Below are 18,678 nucleotides of genomic sequence, written 5' to 3' on the forward strand. Positions count from 1 at the left end.
CCTCTTCCGCGCAGGTGACCCCGCCGATGCGCGAGTAACTGCCGGCGGCCGTCCCGCGAACGCCCGGCGGCCGGAAGGTTCCCCGCAATGTATTGACGCCCTGGCCGATTGCTCCTAACGTCCGTGAGCGCTTGTTCGTAAATTTTATCGAAACTTTCGAAAAAGCCGACCGGAATGAGAGTCCTCCGATGAGATACCTCCGCTTCGCCACCGCCGCCCTCGCCACCGCAGCCCTGTCGCTGCCACTGGCGGCGAGCACGGCCACGGCCGACCCGTCCTCCGGCCACCGGGACGCGCACCACTCCCACGCCACGTCCGACACGCTGCGCAGGGCCGCTCCCGACGGGTTCTTCGTGGGCACCGCCGTGGCAGGCGGCGGCCACCACCTCGAGCAGGACTACCCGGACCCCTTCACCTCGGACAAGAAGTACCGGAAGGCCATGGGGCAGCAGTTCAGCTCGCTCTCCCCCGAGAACCAGATGAAGTGGGAGTACATCCACCCCGAGCAGAACCGCTACGACTTCGGGATGGCCGACGCCATCGTCGACTTCGCCGACCGCAACAACCAGGTCGTGCGCGGGCACACGCTGCTCTGGCACAGCCAGAACCCGGCATGGCTCGAGGAGGGCGACTTCTCCGACAAGGAGCTGCGCGCCATCCTGCGCAAGCACATCACCACCGTCGTCGGCCGCTACGCGGGCCGGATCCAGCAGTGGGACGTGGCGAACGAGATCTTCGACGGCGAGGGCAAGCTGCGCACCGAGGAGAACATCTGGATCCGCGAGCTCGGTCCGGGCATCATCGCCGACGCCTTCCGATGGGCGCACGAGGCCGACCCCGAGGCGAAGCTCTTCTTCAACGACTACGGCGTCGAGGACGTCAACGCCAAGAGCGACGCGTACTACGCACTCGTCAAGGACCTGCTCAAGCAGCGGGTACCCGTGGACGGTTTCTCCTCGCAGGCGCACCTGAGCACGCGCTACGGCTTCCCGGGCGGCCTCGAGGAGAGCCTGCGCCGGTTCGACGAGCTCGGCCTCGAGACGGCCATCACCGAGCTGGACGTGCGCATGGACCTGCCGGAGGGCGGCGAGCCCACCGAGGCACAGCTGCAGCAGCAGGCCGACTACTACCAGCAGGCCCTGTCGGCGTGCCTGGCCGTGAAGGACTGCAACTCCTTCACGATCTGGGGCTTCACCGACAAGTACTCCTGGGTCCCGGTGTTCTTCGCGGGAGAGGGCTCCGCGACGGTCATGACGGACGACCTCGCCCCCAAGCCCGCCTTCTTCGCCCTGCGGTCCACCTTGAAGGAGGCGCGGAAGCACTGAGCGCTCCCGACGCCGGCGACATGGGCGGTCCACCCGGCCCCGTGAAGGCCCTCCGGCCTACGGCGTGCGGGTGAAGGACCGGCGGTAGGAGCGGGGCGGCACTCCCCGGCGCCGCACGAACTGTGAGCGCAGGACGGCCGCGCTCCCGAAGCCGACCAGGCGGGCGATCTCCTCGACGGGGAGGTCCGTGGTCTCCAGGAGCTCCTCGGCCCGGCTGAGCCGCAGGCCGAGGAGCCAGGCGTGCGGGGTGGTGCCCGTCGAGGCGGCGAACCGGCGGGCGAAGGAGCGTCTGCTCATCAGGCACCTGCGGGCCAGTTCCGCCACCGGAAGCGACTCGTGGAGGTGCTCGCGGGCCCAGGCGAGCACCTCGGCGAGCCGGTCGTCGTGGCAGTCCTCCGGGGCGGGGGCGGTCAGGTACTGGGCCTGTCCGCCGTCGCGGTGGGAGGGCAGGACCAGGTCCCGGGCGATGGCGTTGGCCGTGGTGGCGCCGTACTCCCGCCGCAGGAGGTGCAGGCACAGGTCGAAACCGGCGGCGGCTCCCGCCCCCGTGACGATCCGGCCCTCGTCGATGTACAGGGCGTCGGGCTCGACGGTGACGTCCGGGTGGCGGTCGGCCAGCAGGCCGGTGAACCGCCAGTGGGTGGTGGCGCGAAGCCCGTCGAGCAGCCCGGCCGCCGCGAGTGCGAAAGCGCCGACGCAGTGTCCGGCGACGAGCGCGCCGCGCTCATGTGCGGAGGTCAGCGCATCGAGCACAGCGGGTCCCGGCGGTGTACGGAAGTCCGCCCAGGGAAGGGCGATCACCAGGTCGGCCGAGGCCAGCCGGTCCAGGCCGTGCTCGACGACGATCGGGAGCCCGACATCGGTGCGGATCCGTCCGGGCAGGTCGGTGCACAGGGCGAAGTCGAAGCGCGGCAGGTCCTGGCCCCGCGCGTCGAACACTTCGGAGGCGATACCGGCTCCGAGCATCCCGACACCGGGCGGGGCGTAGGCGGCGACGGTCACGAAGGGCGGCATGCGGGCAGTCTGGCACGATTCACGCGATCAGTGGCAGCACGGCCACTCGTGAAGAAGGGTGCTGCCACGAAGACTTGGGGCCATGACAGACGCACCGCTCGGCCGCAGCGCCACGTACGAGATCCTGACCACCGGCTACACCCTCTCCACCGGACCCGGGGTGGCCGCCACCGTCTCCTACATCAGTGACGGGGGACTCCGTGTGATCGTCGACCCGGGCATGGTGGCCGGCCGTGAACGGATCCTCGGGCCGCTCGCTGAGTCGGGGATCGGGCCCGACGACATCACCGACGTGGTGCTCAGCCACCACCACCCGGACAACACCATGAACGTCGGCCTCTTCGGCCGGGCCCGCGTCCACGACCACAAGGCGATCTACCTCGACGACCAGTGGACCGACCGCGACGCCGAGGGTTACGAACTGACCCCCTCGCTCAGGCTGATCCGCACCCCGGGTCACAGCCGCGAGGACATCACCCTGCTGGCAGGTACGGACTCGGGTGTCGTGGCCTTCGTCGGAGACCTGTGGTGGCGCCCCAACGGCCCGGTGGACGACCCGGTCGCCCCGGACCAGGACATGCTGCTGGCGTCCCGGCTCCGGGTGCTCGCCGCCGCCGACCTGATCGTGCCCGGCCACGGCCCCGCGTTCCCCGCCGACGACACCGCACCGCGCTGACCGCGAACGGGTTCGTCCGTGCCGGGAGGGATGCTTTTACCTCTGTTCAGAGGCGCGATGCCGTTCATGGAGCCGTCCCAGGACTTCCTCGAGGCGGGTTCGGCCGAGATCTTGGAATACACCAACACCGACCACGATCCGGGACCTGGCGGGTGAAGGACACCGGTAGGGCCCGTCCGGCGGGTCGCGTACGGCCGGACAGGCCCCCGGGGCTCAGCGCTTGAGCGTGAAGGTGAAGTCGCCCGAGAGCTTGCCGCTCAGGCGGACTGCCGACACGAGGTTCCCCTCGGTGAGCAGTCTCCCGGCCTCGGCTCGCGAAAGGCCGAAGCCTTCGGCGATCAGTCGCACCGGCCGCACGGGTATCCGCGCCGCAAAGCGGACCGAGACCTCGATCCCCTCACCCTCCGGCTGGTCCGGCTGATGCGGCGCGCCGCTGTCGAGGCGCCAGGCGTCGTCCCAGTCGAGGGCGATGCGATTGCGGCGCCGTACGACCGGGTCCTGGAGCAGTTCGGCCGCCAGGCCGGGGTCGTTGTCGTGCAGCAGGTTCAGGAACTCCGGGCGCACGGACCGTACGTGCGTCCGCTCCAGGACAGTGAGCTTGGTGGTGTCCCCGCATTCCGTGCACAGGGCGAGGAGCCAGGCGTCGAGGAGCTTGTGGTTCGCGTTGACGCGGAATCTGCCGTCCGCCCGGAAGCGCCCGGAGGCGCACCTGTGGCAACGGCGGAGGACTATCGGCAGGCAGGTGGGCGCAACCACCCAGGTTCTGGACACAGAAGTACACCGGTTCAGTGAGAGGACCGCAGCGAAAAGGAGCACGGCGCACAGGTGCGACGCGCGACGGATCAGCGCTCGGGGGGTCTCACTTGGTGTACAACGGCACGTCCTTGACGGGGCGACTGCGGGCGCAAGGACGGTATCGGCGCACGGGGACGCGGCTCCACCGATTTTCGGGGCGGGCGGCGATGCCCCGCGGAGGGCGCCCGCACCACTCGGGGCGCCTCGCGCGGTGGGGGAGCCCGGCGGCTACCGCGGCGGGTTGAGCTTGCGGAAGTACGTCCAGCTGGTCTCGTTCGGCTCGCTCCGCTTCTCCGGCGCCCGGGCGAACTCCGGATGCCGGTCGGCGATGTGGGCACGGGGCGCCCCGCACGGGTGGGTCGCGCGGGGTCGGGGGAGACGTCAGGCGTCGGGCGTCGAGATCCTGAGGGTTCGAGCCGCGCACGGGATGAGCGCACACCAAGGGCTAGGGTCGCCAGGTGAGCCGAATCGAGCGGAAGGCCGAGGGCGCGGGGCCGTTCACGACCCGGCTGACCTGGCGCCTCAGCGACGGGGGCACCGCTGTCTGGGAGTCGCGACCGGCACGCAAGCGCGGCCTGCTCACGGTGCGGGCCGCAGGCGAGTCGACGAAGCCCCGTTCCCGTAGGACGGACAGCGCATCGGCCGCCCGTCTGGGCAGGCTGAACGCCGTTGCGGCGGGTGCGTTCACGGCCGGTGGGTGCCTGTTCGCCTCCGGGGCCGCGGTGGGTCAGTTCGGCACGGGCGGCGTGACGAGTGCCTGGATCTACTTCGCCGGCGGCCTGTTCTTCAACGCGGGCGGCTACGTGTCACTTCTCCAGGCGGTCAACGCTCCCCGTCAGGACAGCGGAACCGGGGCGCTTGCCGCACGGCGCTGGAGATGGTGGAGCTACGAGCCCGGCCGGATCGACTGGCTGAGCACCTTCCTGCTGTTCGCGGGGACGCTCGTGTTCGGGATCAACCTGCTGAGCTCCCTGTTGCAGGGGCTTTCCGTGCAGCAGGCGAACAGGCTGGTCTGGGCCCCTGACATGGTCGGGTGCATCCTGTTCCTCCTCTCGGGGCACCTTGCCCTGGCCGAGATCTGCCACGGCCGACCGGGCGTCCGACCGCACGACCTCGGCTGGTGGATCGTCGCCGTCAACCAGCTCGGGTCCGTGCTCTTCCTGGCAGCGGCACTGGCGGACTTCACCCGCCCCGCGACGGGAGACGTCGTGAACGTCGACATCACCAACTGGGGCACCCTCACGGGAGCACTCTGCTTCGCCGTCGGAGGGGTGCTCCAGTTCTTCGAGCGCCCCTGATCCCCGACGAGTGCCTCACCACGCCTCCGTGTCGTCGGCCGTATCCGCCGCGGGCGCCGGCCGTGCCGTCCCGCCGGCCTTCGACCGCATCCGCATCGCGAGCAGCGGAAGCACGAGTACGGAGAACATCCCGGCGCCGACGAGCGACGCCGCCTCGTCCGAGCCGAGGAGGTCCTGATCGACGCCGATGGTCGTGATGGCGACGACCAGCGGCAGGCACGTCGAGGCGAACAGCGAAAGGGCCACCCGGTCCGTGCGGCCGAGATCCTTCGGGGCGAGCACGTACACCGGGCCGCCGCGCACCAGCAGGACCAGCAGCAGGAAGACGGGCACCAGCAGCAGCGCTTCCGGGTCGTGCAGCAGAGCGTTGAGGTCGAACTCGATGCCGGTGACCACGTAGAACAGGGGTACGAGGAAGCCGAAGCCCATCGCCTCCACCTTGCCGAGGACCTCCCCGCTGCTCCCGGGTGCCGCACGGTGCAGTACGAGGCGGGTGAGGACGCCGGCCGCGAAGGCGCCCAGCAGCACGTCCAGGCCGAAGACCTCGGCGAGGCCCAGCATGCAGGCGAGCAGCAGCATGACGAACCGGACCGCGAACTGGCCGCTGCTGTGCAGGGTCCGTTCGGTCAGCCGGGCGAACCAGGCCGGCTTGGGACGCAGCGCCCAGAACACCGCGCCGGCCGTGATCGCCCCGAACGCGGCCAGCAGGGCCGCCGACTCGGCCGGCCGGCGTCCGCTGAGCAGCAGCGCCACGGCGACGACCGGGCCGAACTCGCCGACGGCCCCGAACGCCGACATGACCGTTCCGAACCGGCCGCGCAGTTCCCCCCTGTCCCGCAGCATCGGCAGGACGGTGCCGAGCGCCGTGCTGGTGAGCGCGGTGCCGATGACGAACGCCTCGAAGATGTCACCGCCGCTGATGAGGACGGCCACTGCGATGCCGAGGGCGAGAGAGACCAGCCAGGACCACAGGGAACGGCGCAGGGTGTCACCGCGCACCGCCGCGAAGTCGATCTCGTACCCGGCGAGGAAGATCAGCATGGCCAGGCCGAGGTCGGCGAGTGTGTCGACGACGTCGCCGGGGTGGGCCCAGCCCAGGACATCGGGGCCCATGAGGATGCCGAGGGTGATCTCGAAGATCACCAGGGGGACGCGGATCCACCTGCCCGTGGCGTGCACGAGGACGGGTGCCAGGACGGCAGCTGCCATGATCAAGACGAGCGTGCCCGGGTGGGTCATGACGCGCCGCCGTGTCGCGGGCTCACGGCGTGAGGACGGCGAAGCCGGGGCGGGGAGTGGCTTCCGCGATCGACGGCCCCGCGGGCTTCGATTCTGAGGGGGACATCGTCTCTCCCTTGTCCACGGGGTGCCGGAAGCCGGTGGCGCACCGTCGCGCACGCCCAGTGCCACTCTCGCCCCCGTGGCAGGAGAGAACTACCGGGTGTGGGCCGTCAGGGGGAACGACCTGCTCACCGGCGCCGGCATCCGTGGGGCCGTCGGCCGTGTCACACGCGTGTGGTGTGCTCGTCCAGGACGGCCCGCAGCCGGTCGATGCCCCCGGCCTCCTGCACGGCCCGCTTGGGCAGGACGTCCAGGCACATGATGTTGGGGTCCCGGCTGAGCAGGACGAAGTGGCCGGCCGTCTCCCGGTAGCCCTGGAAGAGGGACCACTTCTGGACCAGGGTGCTGTGGTCGTTGCGGCAGGTGATCCCGTCCGGGGACACGGTGGCGCGGTACTCGCCCTGCCATCCGACGAGCCGCTGCACGTGGGCGGCCTGCAGCCGCGGGTACCCCCACACGACCAGCAGGACGAACAGGAACAGAACCGTCGAGACCACGTCGATGTTCCCGCGGCCCACAAGGGAGAGCAGCCACTGCCCTGCCCACAGTGCGAGGAACACCCACCGCAGGACAAGGCCGGTCCGCTTGATCCGCTCGCGGACCCGCAGGCCGACCAGTGTGTCGGCAGCCTGTGGCACGTACGCCAACTGGACTGCGGTCCGTCCGTCCCACACGCCGTCAGAGGCTGCCGCGCTGTTGTCGGTTCCTTCGGTGCCGCTGCCCTCGGCCATGATTCCTCCCCCGTACGAAGATCCGCGGATATTACCGTCCGGCCGTTTCCGGCCCTCGGCGGACAGGGCGGGCCCGGCAGGTCCGGGCCCGCCGCTGGGTCAGGACCTGACGAGAGTGACGTCGGTGCTCTGGAAGGCGGAGACGCTCACCGGGTAGTCACGGTCGTCCGCCCCGGCCAGTCCCCGGAGCACGGCGGCGCCGGGCTGGAAGGAGGCGGTGGGGTCGATGTTGCTGGGGAAGGACGTGGTCCACGGAACCGGGGCGCCGGGCTCGCAGACAACGATCAGGCCCTCGTGGGAGCCGGTCGCCGTCGCGCGCTTCTGCGTCTGGTAGGCGCTGACGTTGATGCTGATGCGGGCCGGCTTGTTGCAGGTGGCCGTGCCGCCGACGGTGATCTCACCGGTGCGGGTGGCCACGGTGCCCGTGGTGTCCAGCTGAACGCCGATGGCGAGTTCCGCGGGGGGCTCGGGCATCCGGGCGTGGAGTTCCCCGCGCACGGGCAGGGTGGATCCGCTGCAGTACCGCTCGAAGGTGGCGTCGACCTCACGGATGTAGCCGTGGGGACCGTAGACGATGTGCGAGACGGTGAAGGAGCCGGTGCCGCTCTCGCAGTACCTGTCGGTCACGCTGAACTGCAGCTTGGGGTCCTCCGGCTGGGCCTCGGGCCAACTGAGGGCGTTGGAATAGGTGGTGCCGGCGGTCAGCTTCTGGCCGTACGGGGCGGACATGGACAGGGCCCAGCGCTCGCCCTCGGGCGTGACGACCGTCGCGCCCACCGCGGACTCGGAGGTCGGCCCGGAGATGTCGAACATCTCCGTCGTCTCAGGGGTGTAGGCGTAGGACTGTCCGCCGGAAACGTACTCGCCCGGCTCGCCACTGAAGCTGAGCGATCCCGTCACCGCTTCATGGGCCTGCGCCGTGCCTGCGAGAGGGGCCACCGTCACCGCCAGTGCGAAAGCCGCGGTGAGTACGGTCGCCGTGCGGGCAACGCTGCGAACCAGCGCGTTGCTTCTCATCATGATGCTCCCTCGTAGGAACCCGCCACATGGGCGGTCTGTCGTACCCAGCGCATCCCGTCCGTGAAACGTCACAGGCAGGGCCGCCAACCCGAGTGCCACCCGCGGGCGGTGACGTTTCCTCAGTGACGCTTCTTCGTCTCCCAGCGCAGAGATTGAGGGGGCAGGTCCAACGGGGTGCCGGTACGGAGAGGAAAGTGTGGGGGCGTACGACGCGGAGCTCGGTGCTGCGGTTGAGCGAGCTCAGCAGGGGGACGAGGAAGGGTTCGCGATCGCGTACCGGCTGGTGCAGCCGGGCCTGATCGGCTATGTCCGGGGGCTGGTCGGCGACGACGCCGAGGACGTGGCGTCCGAGGCCTGGCTGGAGATCTCGCGCGACCTGGGCCGCTTCCGCGGCGACGGGGCGGGTTTCCGGGGGTGGACGGCGACGATCGCCCGTCACCGCGCTCTGGACCATCTGCGCAGGCAGAAACGGCGACCGCGCACCTCACTGCTGGAACAGGACATGCTGGAGATGCCGGGCCGACACGACACGGCCGCCGCTGCCCTCGAGAGTCTCTCCACGGAGCAGGCTCTCGGACTGATCGGCAGCTTGCCGCGCGATCAGGCGGAGGCCGTACTGCTGCGCGTGGTCGTCGGGCTCGACGGTCCGGCGACCGCGCGGGTGCTGGGCAAGCGCGCCGGGGCAGTTCGCACCGCGGTGTACCGAGGACTGAAGGGACTGGCGGAGCAACTCACCAGGGCCGGAGCAGGTGGTGTGACGCCTGGGGCACGGCGCACGCTGAAGGATGAGACATGAACCCCGAACGGGAAGATCCCCGGCCTCCTGAGCTGGAGGCGCTGCTCGACGCGGCCGGCCGCCCCGGCGCCATCGGCCCGGCCGCCGAGGAGATGGCGCTCCGTGCGTTCCGTACGGCGCGTGAGAACGGCGTGCACACGGCACCGCTGCGATGGCGGCGCCGACGGGACGACTGGCGGCCCGCCGACGAGCGCCGCCGGCCACGGTCGCTGAAGGTGCTGCTGGCGGGTGTTGTCACGGCTGTGGCGCTGGGCGGGGTCGCGGTGGCGGCGGGGGTCGTCCCGTCGCCGTTCGGCGGTGACACGGAGCCGGAGCCGGGGCACAGCGCGCCCACGCCACCCGGCGCGGGCGAGGAGCCGGCCGGCGACGGGAGCGGGGGGCGGGCACCACAGCGTCCGGCGATACCCTCCCCGTCGGCATCGCACCAGCCCTCGAGGGAACGCCCGGGCAGTGCGCGGGACATCGCCGCGCACTGCCGTGTCTACCTGGCGGCAGTGGAGGGGCGGGGCAAGGCGCCCGAGGACGCGGCGACGACCCGGCTCGAGGAGGCGGCGGGCAGCCGGAAGGCCGTACCGGGCTACTGCGCGCGGTTGTTGGAGGGCGAGCAGGACAGGAGCGGGGCGAAGGAAGCCGAGAAGAGTCCGGCGCATCCCGCAAAGCCGGGGACGAAGAACCTGCCGGTACCGGCAGGCCCCGGTGCGGCACGGGACTCCGGACCAGGGTGACGGGTCTCAAGCACCGCGGATGACGGTCGGTGACCCGCCCCCCCACCGGCGACCGGTCCGTCCGGTCCTGGAGCTCGACGTGGCTGCCGGCCCGCCGGGCACCCCCACCCGGCCGGGCCGTTGCGTCCCTCGTCTGTCGCGGAACTCCTGTGTTTGTCGCCGGCCCTCTGTGGATTCGTCCTCGCTCGGTAACAGAGCGGCTCGCCCGGGCGTTCGTATGTCTTCATGGGTGCACGGCAGGGCGGGGACGACAAAGGGGCGGGCGGACATGGCGAAGCACAAGGGGAGGGGATGGCACGGCCGGCTTCTCGCGGCGGGGCTCGGGGTGACGGCGGTGGCCGCTGCCACTTCGGTGTGGACCGCACAGGCCGACACCACCGGCGCGCGTCAGCCGGAAGAGAGTGTCTCGGTGCCGGACGTCCGGCCGGTCGCGGTGGACATCGCGCACGCGTCGGACCGCGGCGCCCGGGGCGTCAACATCACCATCGACGACGGACCGGACCCGGTCTGGACGCCGCAGGTGCTGCAACTGCTCAAGGACAGCGGTGTGAAGGCCACGTTCTGCATGGTGGGCACGCAGGCCCAGGCGCACCCGGACCTGGTCAAGGCGGTCGTGGCGGACGGGCACCGGCTGTGCAACCACACCGTCTCGCACGACACCACCATGGACAAGAAGTCCGAGGCCTACCAGTCCCAGCAGATCCTGGATGCCGAACGCATGATCACCAAGGCGTCCGGGGGCGTCCGCCCGCAGTACTACCGGGCCCCGGGCGGCGCGTTCACCCCGTACAGCCGACAGCTTGCCGCGTCCCGGGGCATGCGCCCGTTGGGCTGGAACGTCGACACCAAGGACTTCGAGCACCCCGGTGTGGACGCCATGGTCGCCACCGTCAAGAACGAGATCACCAACGGGCCGACCGTCCTCTTCCACGACGCGGGAGGGGAACGCTCGGAGACCGTTGCCGCTCTGCGCGAGATCCTGCCCTGGCTGAATCAGCAGGGCTACTCCTTCGGCTTCCCCGTGCGGTGAGTGGGGCCTTCGTCAGTCGGTCCGCGCTTCGCAGAGGAAGTCATCGTCCACCCCGAGCTGCGGAATTCCCGTGAGAGTAGCGGACAGGACCAGGTCATCCGATGGGCTGAGGGCTTTCCATCAGGTGCTTCCAACTCCGCGTGGACATACCCGCCTCGGCTCACGCAGGTCCACTCCGGGGCGGCGCCGGGCCGGGCTCGCCGGGCGACCTGCGCGGGCCGGCAGGGACGGATGCCGTGAAGTGCCGGTTGCCCCCGGCGGGAGGCCCCTGCCCGAGCGCGTTTACTCTCCTCGGATGGACGACGTCACCTGCTTCTGCCTCCTCTGCGCCCCGACGGAATGGGGCGGCCCCGTGTCGGAGGAGCGCGACAGCCGCACCGCCAAGAGCGTCGTGGACTTCGGGTGGCACGTCATGGGCGTGGCCGGCGATGACGCTCCCGGCGACTGGGGGTACTCCATCGGTCTGTGGCACACACTGCGCAGTCCCGAGGTGAGCGTGTTCGGTCTGCCTTCGCAGACCGCGATGAGCGTGGTGAACGCCGCCGGGGCAGCGATACGTGACGGCGCCCCACTCGAGCCCGACCAGCGCAGGGGCGACGTGCTGAACGGCTACGACGTGGCCGTCCGGCCCGTGCATTCGAGCTGGTACCAGGACTTCTTCGGCGCAGGCATCGACTTCTACCAGAGGCCGCCACTGCCCGTCACGCAGCTGTTCTGGCCGGACAGAGCCGGGCGGTTCCCTTGGGAAGAGGGAGCGGACGAGCGCTGCCGCACGGGGCAACCCCTGCTCTGGATTCCCAAGGACGAGACCACCGGCCCGTGGACCGACATCACGTGAGGTCGGTGGGGGCACGGACGCCGCACGCCGCTACATCCATTCTGCCCAGCCGAAGGTGAACCTGTACGCGGCGCGTACGGCGCCCCACCCGCCGCCACCGGCGACGAGGACCACGACCAGGGCGACGACGAACAGCGCCGCAAAGGATCCCGCGATGATCATCCCCGCTCCCGGTGAACAGGCCACCCCCACGACGACGCTTGCGACGATCGTGATCGCCAAGCCCGAGTGGGCCACGGGCAGTTCTGCGCGACACAGCTTCCGCGTCCTAGCCCGGGATGCCTGCAAGTCCGCGTTGTAGCGATCTCCTGCCGCATCAGGGTCGGCGTTCGGCCCTTCCGGCCATTGCTGTTCCACGCGAGCATTCTCCCCTCCCCCACGTTTCGCGGGACGCATGGCTCGACCGAGCCGACTCCTGTCAGGTGCGGGACGGCCTCCCGGCGCAGTTGAGTTCGCTCAGACAGGATGAGTCCATGCCGAATCGATCTGTCCTGGTCTACGACGGTGACTGCGCCTTCTGCACGACCTCGGTGAACTACCTCATACGGCGATTGCGACCGGACTGCACCGTCACGCCGTGGCAGTTCGCGGATCTGGAAGCTCTCGGCGTCACCCAGCAGCGAGCCGAACGCGAGCTGCTGTACGTCTCGCCGGTCGGCACCGTGTACGGCGGCGCTCAGGCCGTCGCCAAACTTGCGTTGCGTGCCGGTGGTGTCTGGGCCTGGCTGGGCGGCTTGCTGACCCTGCCCCCGGTGAGCTGGATCGCCCACGGTCTCTACCGGCTCGTCGCCACCAACCGTGACCGTCTGCCCGGTGGTACGCCGGCCTGCGCATTGCCGGCGGACCGCAGGCCCGGCACGCAGTCTGTCGGATGAGAGCGACCTCTTGTGGGGGATTCAGGGCCGGTCTGCTTCGACACCGCCCTCTCGCACCCTTGCGCGGTGCGGCCCGCGTCCCGCCGCCGTGCCGCGCTCACGTGCCACCTCGGGCTGCAGCGGCGGGCTCGTGAGTTCTCCGCGGACCGTGGCTCGACCGCGGCTGTCCGCCCCGAAGGGCACCGGAAGCCGTGCGGATTCCCAAGGGCTGGTCGTGGCGGCCGGCCCGGCGGCGGGCGGTGGCCGCCGGAAGCGACGACACGCGCCCGTAGCAGCCTCGCCGCCGCAGGGCGCCGTGGAAGGATCGCGGCGAGCCGGACGGCCGACCGGACCGGCTCGGGAACTCGGAACGTGGGAGAAGAGATGTCCCTTCCGGACCCGGGACGGGAGACCGACGCCGCGGCGGCCATCGGCTTCGACCTCGGCGAGTGCATCCAGGAGCCCATCCACCTGCTGGGCAGGATCCAGTCCCACGGCACCCTGCTGGCGGTGGATGCCGCTACCGGCACCGTGGACACCGCAGCCCTGAACACCGGTCGTCTGCTGGGGATCGCGGCCGAGGAGTTGGTCGGGGGTCCCATCACGCGGGTGCTGTCCCCCGAGCAGTGGGCCGAGGCGCTCGAGGTCGGCGCTCACCACACGGCGGCAAGTCTGGTTCTCCCTGTCTCCATCGATGTGGCGGGCGTCCCTCGGATGTTCGACGTGACCGCGCACCGGCAGGGGCCCCTCCTCGTCCTGGAGTGCGAGCCGCGCGTCGTCGCGGCGCCGCACTTCGCACACTTCTACCAGGGGGTCCGGCGAGCTCTGACGCGTCTGCGGTCCTCTACGACAGCGGTTGAGTGCTGCCAGGCGGCCGCCCATGAGATCCGTGCGCTGACCGGCTTCGACCGGGTGGTCGCCTACCGCTTCGACGGCGAGAACGGGCCAGGAGAGGTGGTTGCGGAGGAACTCACCGCCGGCCACGAGCCCTGGCTGGGGCTGTGGTTCCCCGCCAGCGACATCCCGCCCCAGGCGAGACGGCTGTACCGCGACAACTGGATCCGGACGATCGCCGACGTGGACGACGCCAGTGTGGGCCTGAACCCTCCGTTCCGAGCCGATTCGAGCCTGCCACTGGATCTGTCGGACGCCGTACTGCGCACGGTGTCCGGCTTCCACCTGGAGTACCTGCGGAACATCGGTGTGAAGTCGTCGATGTCGGTGAGCGTCCTCCGGGAGGGCGAGCTCTGGGGGCTGATCGCCTGTCATGGTTACGCCGCCGTCACCGTCCCTCCGGAACTGCGGGCAGCGTGTGAGTTCTTCGGCGTGGCCTTCTCCCTCCAGCTTGCCGTCATCGAGGAACGAGAGCAGGCCGAGGCGCTCACCGCATCCCGGGAGCGTCTTGGTCAGATCATTTCCCGGGTGACGTCTGACCTGGAGGACTCGCTGCTGGCAGGTGACGACGCCCTCCGAACACTGCTGGACGCCGATGGCGCAGTGCTCTGCCGAGGCGGCCGCAGCGTCATGAGCGGGATGAGTGTTCCGCCCGCTCTTCTGGAGACCCTCCAGGCCCGCGCGGCAGGACCGGCACCCGGCACGATCTGGAGTACGGACCGCCTCTCCGAAGAACCGGACCGTCCCGTCGACGTGCCGGAAGGCGGTCCTGCGGGGGTTCTGATGGTGACGCTCAGCCACGCGGGTGACTTCCTCGCCTGGTTCCGCAGGGCCCGTCCGACCGCCCGCCAATGGGCCGCCGACCCTTCGAGGCCCGTCCAGGTCGGACCGCGAGGTGAACGGCTCACCCCTCGCGGCTCAGGTGCCGTCTTCCGCGCGGTGGTACGCGGACAGAGCCTGCCCTGGACGCCGACCGACCGTGCCACCGCGCAGGAACTCTGGCGCACGCTGACAGGCCTCGTACTCCGGCACGAGGCGGAACTGGCAGCGTTGAACGAACAGCTGCGCATCACCAACTCCGACCTCGACTCATTCGCCCATGTGGCAGCTCACGACCTCAAGGAACCGCTACGAGGCATCTCCAACGCCGCGACCTTCGCCATCGAGGATGCCGCGGCGGAGCTCGATGCGACCACCTTGCGACGGATGCTCACCGTGCGGCGACTGGCCGGCCGGATGGACGACCTGCTCAACTCGCTGCTGCACTTCGCCCGGCTGGGCCGAGGCGGACTGCATCGCACGCGTGTTCCACTGGACCGGGTGCTGGACTCCGCACTCGACGTGGCGGGGGAACGCCTGGCCGAGGCCCACGTCCGGGTCATCAGAAATGATCTGCCCGAGGTGTACGCCGACGAGAACCGGCTCTACGAAGTCCTGGTCAACCTCCTGGTGAATGCGGCCAAGTACGCTGCGCACCGGGACGATCGCACGGTCGAGGTCCTGGTCGACACGCTCCGCCCACCGGCAGGAGGGCACCCGCAGCAGACTGTCGTGGTCCGGGACAACGGCATCGGCATCCCGTCCGACCGGCAGCGCGAGGTGTTCGAGCTGTTTCGCAGGCTGCACGGGGAGGGTGAGCACGGTGGCGGCACCGGCGTGGGGCTCGCGATCGTCAAGCGGATCGTCGAGCGGCACGGCGGCGAGCTGTGGCTCGACAGCGAACCGGGCCGCGGGACGGCCTTCTTCTTCACCCTGGGTCAGGAGGGAGGCTGAGCGGCAGGGCCCTCGTCCCCGCCCGTAGCCCTTCTCTGCCAGTAGTCGACCGCCCCCTTCAGCACCGTGCGGAAAAGTTCGAAGTTGACCGGCTTGTAGATGTAACTGTCGGCGCCGGCCGCGTAGGTCGTGTCCACCTCGTCCGGTCCGGTGGACGACGTGAAGGCCACCACCGCCACGTCGTTCAGTTCGGGCCAGGAGCGGATCGATCGCAGCACCGCTCCTCCACTGAGACCAGGCAGGTTCAGGTCCAAGAGGACGAGCCCCGGCCGGCGTGCGGCTTCCAGCAAACGCTCGACGAATCCGGTCCCCCGGTCGGTGAATTCCAGGGTCAGACCCGGGTGGGTGCGACCGAGCGCCCGCGCAATGGCCTCGGCGTCCTCCGCCGAGTCCTCGACCACCCAGACAAGCTCGTGATCGATCCTGTGCTCCCCGGCAGGCCCGCTCATCCGATCGCCTCCGCCCGTGCGGCGAGCACGGCGATGTCGTCGGCGCCCGTCGCGCGGAATTCCACGACAGCCTCTGCCAGGCGCTCGGCGAACCCCAGGGCCTCACCGGCGCCCGTCTGCGCCACCGCGTTCCGCAGACGTGACTCGAAGAACGTCCCGTCAGCCGCTCTCGCCTCGGTCACCCCGTCGGTGAACATCACCAGCGTGTCGCCCGGTGCCACGTGCGTCGACCCGGATCCGTACTCGATGTCCTCCAGCACACCCAGCAGATCCCCGTGGGCCGGGAGCTCCTCCACGGTGCCGTCCTCACGTCGTATCAGCGGTGCCGGATGGCCGGCACTCCAATAGCGCAGACAGAATCCCTCTTCGTCGGGCACCAGAACCGCCAGGAGCGCTGTCACGAAACGGGACGTGCCCTCCCTGGACAGAGCCTGGTTCAACCGTTCCAACGCGTGCTCGGGCGTACTGCCGTCCTCGAGAAGAGTGCGCAGGGTATGGCGGGCCAGCCCCGTGAGTGCCGCCGCCTCCGCCCCGCGACCGCAGACGTCACCGATGAGGAGGGTCACACCTCCCTGCGCACTCGGGACGGCGTCGTAGAAGTCACCGCCCACATCGAGCGAGACGTCGCCGACCTCGTACGCCGAACTCAGCGTGAGCCCCGGAATCTGCGGCAGTCTGCTCGGGAGCAGATGCCTCTGGAGAGACCACGTTGCGTCGCCGCTGTTCGTACAGGGCGCTGCTGTCGATGGCCAGCGCGGCCCGGTCGGCGAGATTCGCGAGGAACCGCGAGGCCCCCTCGGCGATGACCGCCTGGTGGTAGAGGAATGTCAGGGTGCCCAGGGCCCGGCCCCGAGCCTTGAGCGGATTCACACTGAGCGCATACACGGCACCGCCCGCCCCGGACGAGGCGGACCCGAAGGGCCCCCCTTCCAGCCCGTTACCTTTCAGTACGAGCCCCTGGCCGCCGGCGAGTACGCGCTGCAGCACATCCGTCAGCCAGGGGTCCTCGGCCGCAACCCTGCCGAGCCACTGCTGTTCGCCCGCATCCACATGTGCGTAGGACACGAGTGTCAGTCCCTCGGGAAGGCACAGATGCAGGGCGCACCCCTCGGCGACGGCGGGAACAGCCGTGCGGGCCACCCGCCGCACGGTCCTCTCCACATCAAGGCTCGAATCCATCTGCAACGACGCCTCCGCCAGGAAGGCGTCACTCACCTGACGCATCTCGCCGTCGCGTCGCGCCATGATGCGCCTGTCCGAGACCATGGCGACCTCGGCCACCTGCTTCAGCCGGGTCCGCAGCGTCGCATCGACTGCGTCCGAGTCCGCGGTGCCGACCATGAACGACGCCCAGCCGTCCTGCCCCAGCGGCACGGCACACTCGGCCACGCTCCGCGCGCCCGCTGCGGCCAGAACCCGGACGTGCGGCATGGCGGCGTCGAGCCTCGACACCCCGTGAACCGTGACGGTCGGATCGCCGTCCGGGGCCCCGGCAGCACCCGATTCGCCGAAGTCCTGTTCGAGTTCCACGAGCGATGGCGTCGTCTCCGCCGGAGTGACGCTACGCATGTAGTGCAGCAGCCCGCCGCTCCAGCGGGTGCCCACGACGGCCAGCACACCGGGCATGCGGAGCAGCATGCCGTAGAGGGAATCGGCCAGCCCTGTCACATCCTGCGCCGTGTCGGCAACACGCCAGAGCTCATGCAGACGGCCCGACCACCATCCGTCATCTGCCTGACGGGAAGCCCTGATCTCGTGCTGCTCCACCGCTGAATCCGCCGTTCCGTGTCACCACCACCGTCGGCCCCGGCCCGTCAGGGAAACGCTATGCCACCCCGCGGCTGAGCGCCTCCAGGCGCGGTCCCGGGCGGCGGCGCTCCGCACGAGACGCGCGAGGCTGACCGCGAGGCGCTGATCCACCAGCACCCCGACCCCGAGAGACAGCTGGAGGTCGCCGACAGAGGCGCTGGTCGGAGTACGTGTCCTCGGCTGGGATGGTGCGCCCGTACCCCTCGGTAGTCGAGGCTGACTATCTCTCTGCCTAGTGCATGGAAATCTATGGCGGCGGGAGTAGACATTGGGTGGTGGGGTGGTTATGGTTTCTCTCGTAGCCGAGATCGAGCAAGGCCCGGCAGAGATGAACTGCCAGGCAGTACAGGTAGTTGCAGTGCGCAGGACGGTGCGGTGGTGGAGTTTCGAAGCCAGGGTTGTTGCAGGACGGCGACGGGACTGACGACCGGACCGGGGGGCCCGCAGTGATCAGGGGCCGCCGTGAGTAGTACCGCAGTTGCAGTGCGCAGCACACAGCAGTGAATCAGTGAGCAGCACCTCGGTGAAGGCGTCGGCTGCGGACGCGCGTGCCGGGAGGTTCGGCAGTGGGGTTCCAAGCCGGAGCAGATGCAGGACGGGCGACGGGGCTGGCTGTCGAAGAGCGGCTGTGTTCGAGGCCGCGAGCAGTTCGCAGTACCAGCAGTACGCAGGTCTCGTTCGATAAGTAGTTCATCCAGAGGGAAAGAACGGAGGAGCCAGGCGCCATCAGGATCGCCCGGGCGGAGTGACTGGGCCCGGGTACCGCAGGACATCGATAGTGAGGTGGTCTCCGGTCAAGCAACCGCGATCCCCGCGTTCCCGACAGCATCTCGGTCGGGTCTGCGGAAACAGAGGGCCGGCGCAGTATCAGGGCCGGCAGATGGTGTAGCAGTTCCTTCGGGGCCCTGGTGCCAGTACGGCACCAGGGCCCCTCCACTGGTTCCACAGAGAGGTGCGATGACAGCAGGCGACTTGTTCGGTCGTCTCGATGACGACGACTACCCCGCCTACACCATGGGCCGGGCCGCTGAGATGCTCGGCACCACCCAGAGCTTCCTCCGCGCCATCGGAGAGGCCCGCCTGATCACCCCGCTCCGCTCCGCGGGCGGCCACCGCCGCTACTCCCGATACCAGCTGCGCATCGCCGCCCGAGCCCGGGAACTCGTCGACCAGGGCACCCCCATCGAGGCCGCCTGCCGCATCGTCATCCTCGAAGACCAGCTCGAAGAAGCCCAGCGCATCAACGCCGAACACCGCCGCGCCGCCGAAGCGGTGGACTCACCGTCCGTGGGGTGAACGGGCGCTCCGCG

Annotated in this window: 19 protein-coding genes and 3 pseudogenes; 12 read left to right on the forward strand and 10 right to left on the reverse strand. The window is 70.0% G+C overall.

Annotated elements, in window-relative coordinates; translation table 11 throughout:
* The first annotated feature begins 188 nt into the window (after positions 1-188).
* On the forward strand, positions 189-1,325 hold the full coding sequence (locus OG844_RS27680; RefSeq protein WP_406393912.1) for an endo-1,4-beta-xylanase: 1,137 nt from the start codon (positions 189-191) through the stop codon (positions 1,323-1,325).
* Between the two features lie 57 nt (positions 1,326-1,382).
* Here OG844_RS27680 and OG844_RS27685 read toward each other — a convergent pair whose 3' ends face one another.
* On the reverse strand, positions 1,383-2,339 hold the full coding sequence (locus OG844_RS27685; protein ID WP_406393914.1) for a GlxA family transcriptional regulator: 957 nt from the start codon (positions 2,337-2,339) through the stop codon (positions 1,383-1,385).
* 82 nt (positions 2,340-2,421) lie between these two features.
* Here OG844_RS27685 and OG844_RS27690 point away from each other — a divergent pair, with 82 nt between their 5' ends.
* A complete protein-coding gene (locus tag OG844_RS27690; protein WP_406393916.1) occupies positions 2,422-3,015 on the forward strand; it encodes an MBL fold metallo-hydrolase in 594 nt (197 codons plus the stop codon).
* A 213-nt stretch (positions 3,016-3,228) separates the two neighbouring features.
* Here the strand turns inward: OG844_RS27690 and OG844_RS27695 are convergent, their stop codons facing one another.
* Together OG844_RS27695 and OG844_RS27700 are read right to left on the reverse strand one after the other, a co-directional pair.
* The gene (locus OG844_RS27695; RefSeq protein ID WP_406393917.1) at positions 3,229-3,786 is read right to left on the reverse strand and encodes a DUF1062 domain-containing protein; all 558 of its coding nucleotides are present in this window, start codon (positions 3,784-3,786) and stop codon (positions 3,229-3,231) included.
* 252 nt (positions 3,787-4,038) lie between these two features.
* A pseudogene (locus tag OG844_RS27700) lies at positions 4,039-4,149 on the reverse strand (DUF1838 family protein); the annotation flags it as partial.
* A 119-nt stretch (positions 4,150-4,268) separates the two neighbouring features.
* On the opposite strand from OG844_RS27700, the gene OG844_RS27705 reads away from it, so the two are divergent.
* Positions 4,269-5,108 carry a hypothetical protein gene (locus tag OG844_RS27705; protein WP_406393918.1) on the forward strand — a complete coding sequence of 280 codons (840 nt, stop codon included), beginning with the start codon at positions 4,269-4,271 and terminating at the stop codon, positions 5,106-5,108.
* A gap of 15 nt (positions 5,109-5,123) precedes the next feature.
* Here the strand turns inward: OG844_RS27705 and OG844_RS27710 are convergent, their stop codons facing one another.
* The 3 genes from OG844_RS27710 to OG844_RS27720 form a co-directional block, all read right to left on the reverse strand.
* Positions 5,124-6,347 (reverse strand): cation:proton antiporter, encoded by a 1,224-nt coding sequence (locus OG844_RS27710; protein ID WP_406393920.1) that lies wholly within the window; start codon positions 6,345-6,347, stop codon positions 5,124-5,126.
* Between the two features lie 266 nt (positions 6,348-6,613).
* The gene (locus tag OG844_RS27715) at positions 6,614-7,180 is read right to left on the reverse strand and encodes a YcxB family protein (protein WP_406393922.1); all 567 of its coding nucleotides are present in this window, start codon (positions 7,178-7,180) and stop codon (positions 6,614-6,616) included.
* Positions 7,181-7,279: 99 nt separating this feature from the next.
* Positions 7,280-8,197, reverse strand: a complete 918-nt coding sequence (locus tag OG844_RS27720) for a hypothetical protein (protein ID WP_406393923.1) — start codon at positions 8,195-8,197, stop codon at positions 7,280-7,282.
* A gap of 199 nt (positions 8,198-8,396) precedes the next feature.
* Between OG844_RS27720 and OG844_RS27725 the strand changes: the two genes are divergently transcribed.
* The 4 genes from OG844_RS27725 to OG844_RS27740 all read left to right on the forward strand — a co-directional run bounded on the left by OG844_RS27725 (position 8,397) and on the right by OG844_RS27740 (position 11,589).
* Complete coding sequence (locus OG844_RS27725; protein WP_406393925.1) at positions 8,397-8,996, forward strand: RNA polymerase sigma factor; 600 nt, start codon at positions 8,397-8,399, stop codon at positions 8,994-8,996.
* Positions 8,993-9,721 (forward strand): hypothetical protein, encoded by a 729-nt coding sequence (locus tag OG844_RS27730; RefSeq protein WP_406393926.1) that lies wholly within the window; start codon positions 8,993-8,995, stop codon positions 9,719-9,721. The genes OG844_RS27725 and OG844_RS27730 overlap by 4 nt, the downstream gene beginning before the upstream one ends.
* Positions 9,722-9,989: 268 nt before the next feature.
* Complete coding sequence (locus OG844_RS27735; protein ID WP_406393928.1) at positions 9,990-10,751, forward strand: polysaccharide deacetylase family protein; 762 nt, start codon at positions 9,990-9,992, stop codon at positions 10,749-10,751.
* Between the two features lie 295 nt (positions 10,752-11,046).
* A complete protein-coding gene (locus tag OG844_RS27740; RefSeq protein WP_406393929.1) occupies positions 11,047-11,589 on the forward strand; it encodes a DUF4262 domain-containing protein in 543 nt (180 codons plus the stop codon).
* A gap of 30 nt (positions 11,590-11,619) precedes the next feature.
* Here the strand turns inward: OG844_RS27740 and OG844_RS27745 are convergent, their stop codons facing one another.
* On the reverse strand, positions 11,620-11,751 hold the full coding sequence (locus OG844_RS27745) for a hypothetical protein (RefSeq protein ID WP_406393931.1): 132 nt from the start codon (positions 11,749-11,751) through the stop codon (positions 11,620-11,622).
* Between OG844_RS27745 and OG844_RS27750 the strand changes: the two genes are divergently transcribed.
* From OG844_RS27750 to OG844_RS27765, 4 genes and pseudogenes are all read left to right on the forward strand, one after another.
* A complete protein-coding gene (locus OG844_RS27750; RefSeq protein WP_406393933.1) occupies positions 11,744-11,890 on the forward strand; it encodes a hypothetical protein in 147 nt (48 codons plus the stop codon). The genes OG844_RS27745 and OG844_RS27750 overlap by 8 nt on opposite strands.
* Before the next feature lie 172 nt (positions 11,891-12,062).
* Positions 12,063-12,464: a thiol-disulfide oxidoreductase DCC family protein gene (locus OG844_RS27755; protein WP_406393935.1), complete on the forward strand. Its 402-nt coding sequence runs from the start codon at positions 12,063-12,065 to the stop codon at positions 12,462-12,464.
* Positions 12,465-12,827: 363 nt separating this feature from the next.
* Positions 12,828-14,360: pseudogene (locus tag OG844_RS27760) on the forward strand (GAF domain-containing protein); the annotation flags it as partial.
* Positions 14,361-14,759: 399 nt separating this feature from the next.
* Positions 14,760-15,110: pseudogene (locus OG844_RS27765) on the forward strand (ATP-binding protein); the annotation flags it as partial.
* Here the strand turns inward: OG844_RS27765 and OG844_RS27770 are convergent.
* From OG844_RS27770 to OG844_RS27780, 3 genes are read right to left on the reverse strand one after another with little or no spacing between them, the layout of a single operon-like run.
* Positions 15,095-15,559, reverse strand: coding sequence for a response regulator (locus tag OG844_RS27770; RefSeq protein WP_406393937.1), 465 nt, complete (start codon positions 15,557-15,559; stop codon positions 15,095-15,097). The pseudogene OG844_RS27765 and the gene OG844_RS27770 sit on opposite strands and share 16 nt — an antisense overlap.
* Positions 15,556-16,125: a PP2C family protein-serine/threonine phosphatase gene (locus OG844_RS27775; protein WP_406393938.1), complete on the reverse strand. Its 570-nt coding sequence runs from the start codon at positions 16,123-16,125 to the stop codon at positions 15,556-15,558. Before OG844_RS27775 ends, OG844_RS27770 begins: the two co-directional genes overlap by 4 nt.
* A 34-nt stretch (positions 16,126-16,159) precedes the next feature.
* Positions 16,160-17,326 (reverse strand): GAF domain-containing protein, encoded by a 1,167-nt coding sequence (locus OG844_RS27780; protein ID WP_406393939.1) that lies wholly within the window; start codon positions 17,324-17,326, stop codon positions 16,160-16,162.
* Positions 17,327-18,325: 999 nt separating this feature from the next.
* Between OG844_RS27780 and OG844_RS27785 the strand changes: the two genes are divergently transcribed.
* Entirely contained in the window at positions 18,326-18,664 is a 339-nt protein-coding gene (locus tag OG844_RS27785) for a MerR family transcriptional regulator (protein WP_406393940.1), read from the forward strand.
* Positions 18,665-18,678 lie beyond the last annotated feature (14 nt).

It is taken from the genome of Streptomyces sp. NBC_00887 (genome assembly GCF_045207585.1).

Excerpts from the sequence above, each read along its gene's own strand:
- OG844_RS27685 (WP_406393914.1), bottom strand. The coding sequence starts at position 2,339 with ATGCCGCCCTTCGTGACCGTCGCCGCCTACGCCCCGCCCGGTGTCGGG.
- OG844_RS27745 (WP_406393931.1), bottom strand. The coding sequence starts at position 11,751 with ATGATCATCGCGGGATCCTTTGCGGCGCTGTTCGTCGTCGCCCTGGTC.
- OG844_RS27770 (WP_406393937.1), bottom strand. The coding sequence starts at position 15,559 with ATGAGCGGGCCTGCCGGGGAGCACAGGATCGATCACGAGCTTGTCTGG.
- OG844_RS27680 (WP_406393912.1), top strand. The coding sequence starts at position 189 with ATGAGATACCTCCGCTTCGCCACCGCCGCCCTCGCCACCGCAGCCCTG.
- OG844_RS27750 (WP_406393933.1), top strand. The coding sequence starts at position 11,744 with ATGATCATCCCCGCTCCCGGTGAACAGGCCACCCCCACGACGACGCTT.
- OG844_RS27710 (WP_406393920.1), bottom strand. The coding sequence starts at position 6,347 with ATGACCCACCCGGGCACGCTCGTCTTGATCATGGCAGCTGCCGTCCTG.
- OG844_RS27720 (WP_406393923.1), bottom strand. The coding sequence starts at position 8,197 with ATGAGAAGCAACGCGCTGGTTCGCAGCGTTGCCCGCACGGCGACCGTA.
- OG844_RS27785 (WP_406393940.1), top strand. The coding sequence starts at position 18,326 with ATGACAGCAGGCGACTTGTTCGGTCGTCTCGATGACGACGACTACCCC.
- OG844_RS27740 (WP_406393929.1), top strand. The coding sequence starts at position 11,047 with ATGGACGACGTCACCTGCTTCTGCCTCCTCTGCGCCCCGACGGAATGG.
- OG844_RS27755 (WP_406393935.1), top strand. The coding sequence starts at position 12,063 with ATGCCGAATCGATCTGTCCTGGTCTACGACGGTGACTGCGCCTTCTGC.
- OG844_RS27715 (WP_406393922.1), bottom strand. The coding sequence starts at position 7,180 with ATGGCCGAGGGCAGCGGCACCGAAGGAACCGACAACAGCGCGGCAGCC.
- OG844_RS27730 (WP_406393926.1), top strand. The coding sequence starts at position 8,993 with ATGAACCCCGAACGGGAAGATCCCCGGCCTCCTGAGCTGGAGGCGCTG.
- OG844_RS27690 (WP_406393916.1), top strand. The coding sequence starts at position 2,422 with ATGACAGACGCACCGCTCGGCCGCAGCGCCACGTACGAGATCCTGACC.
- OG844_RS27735 (WP_406393928.1), top strand. The coding sequence starts at position 9,990 with ATGGCGAAGCACAAGGGGAGGGGATGGCACGGCCGGCTTCTCGCGGCG.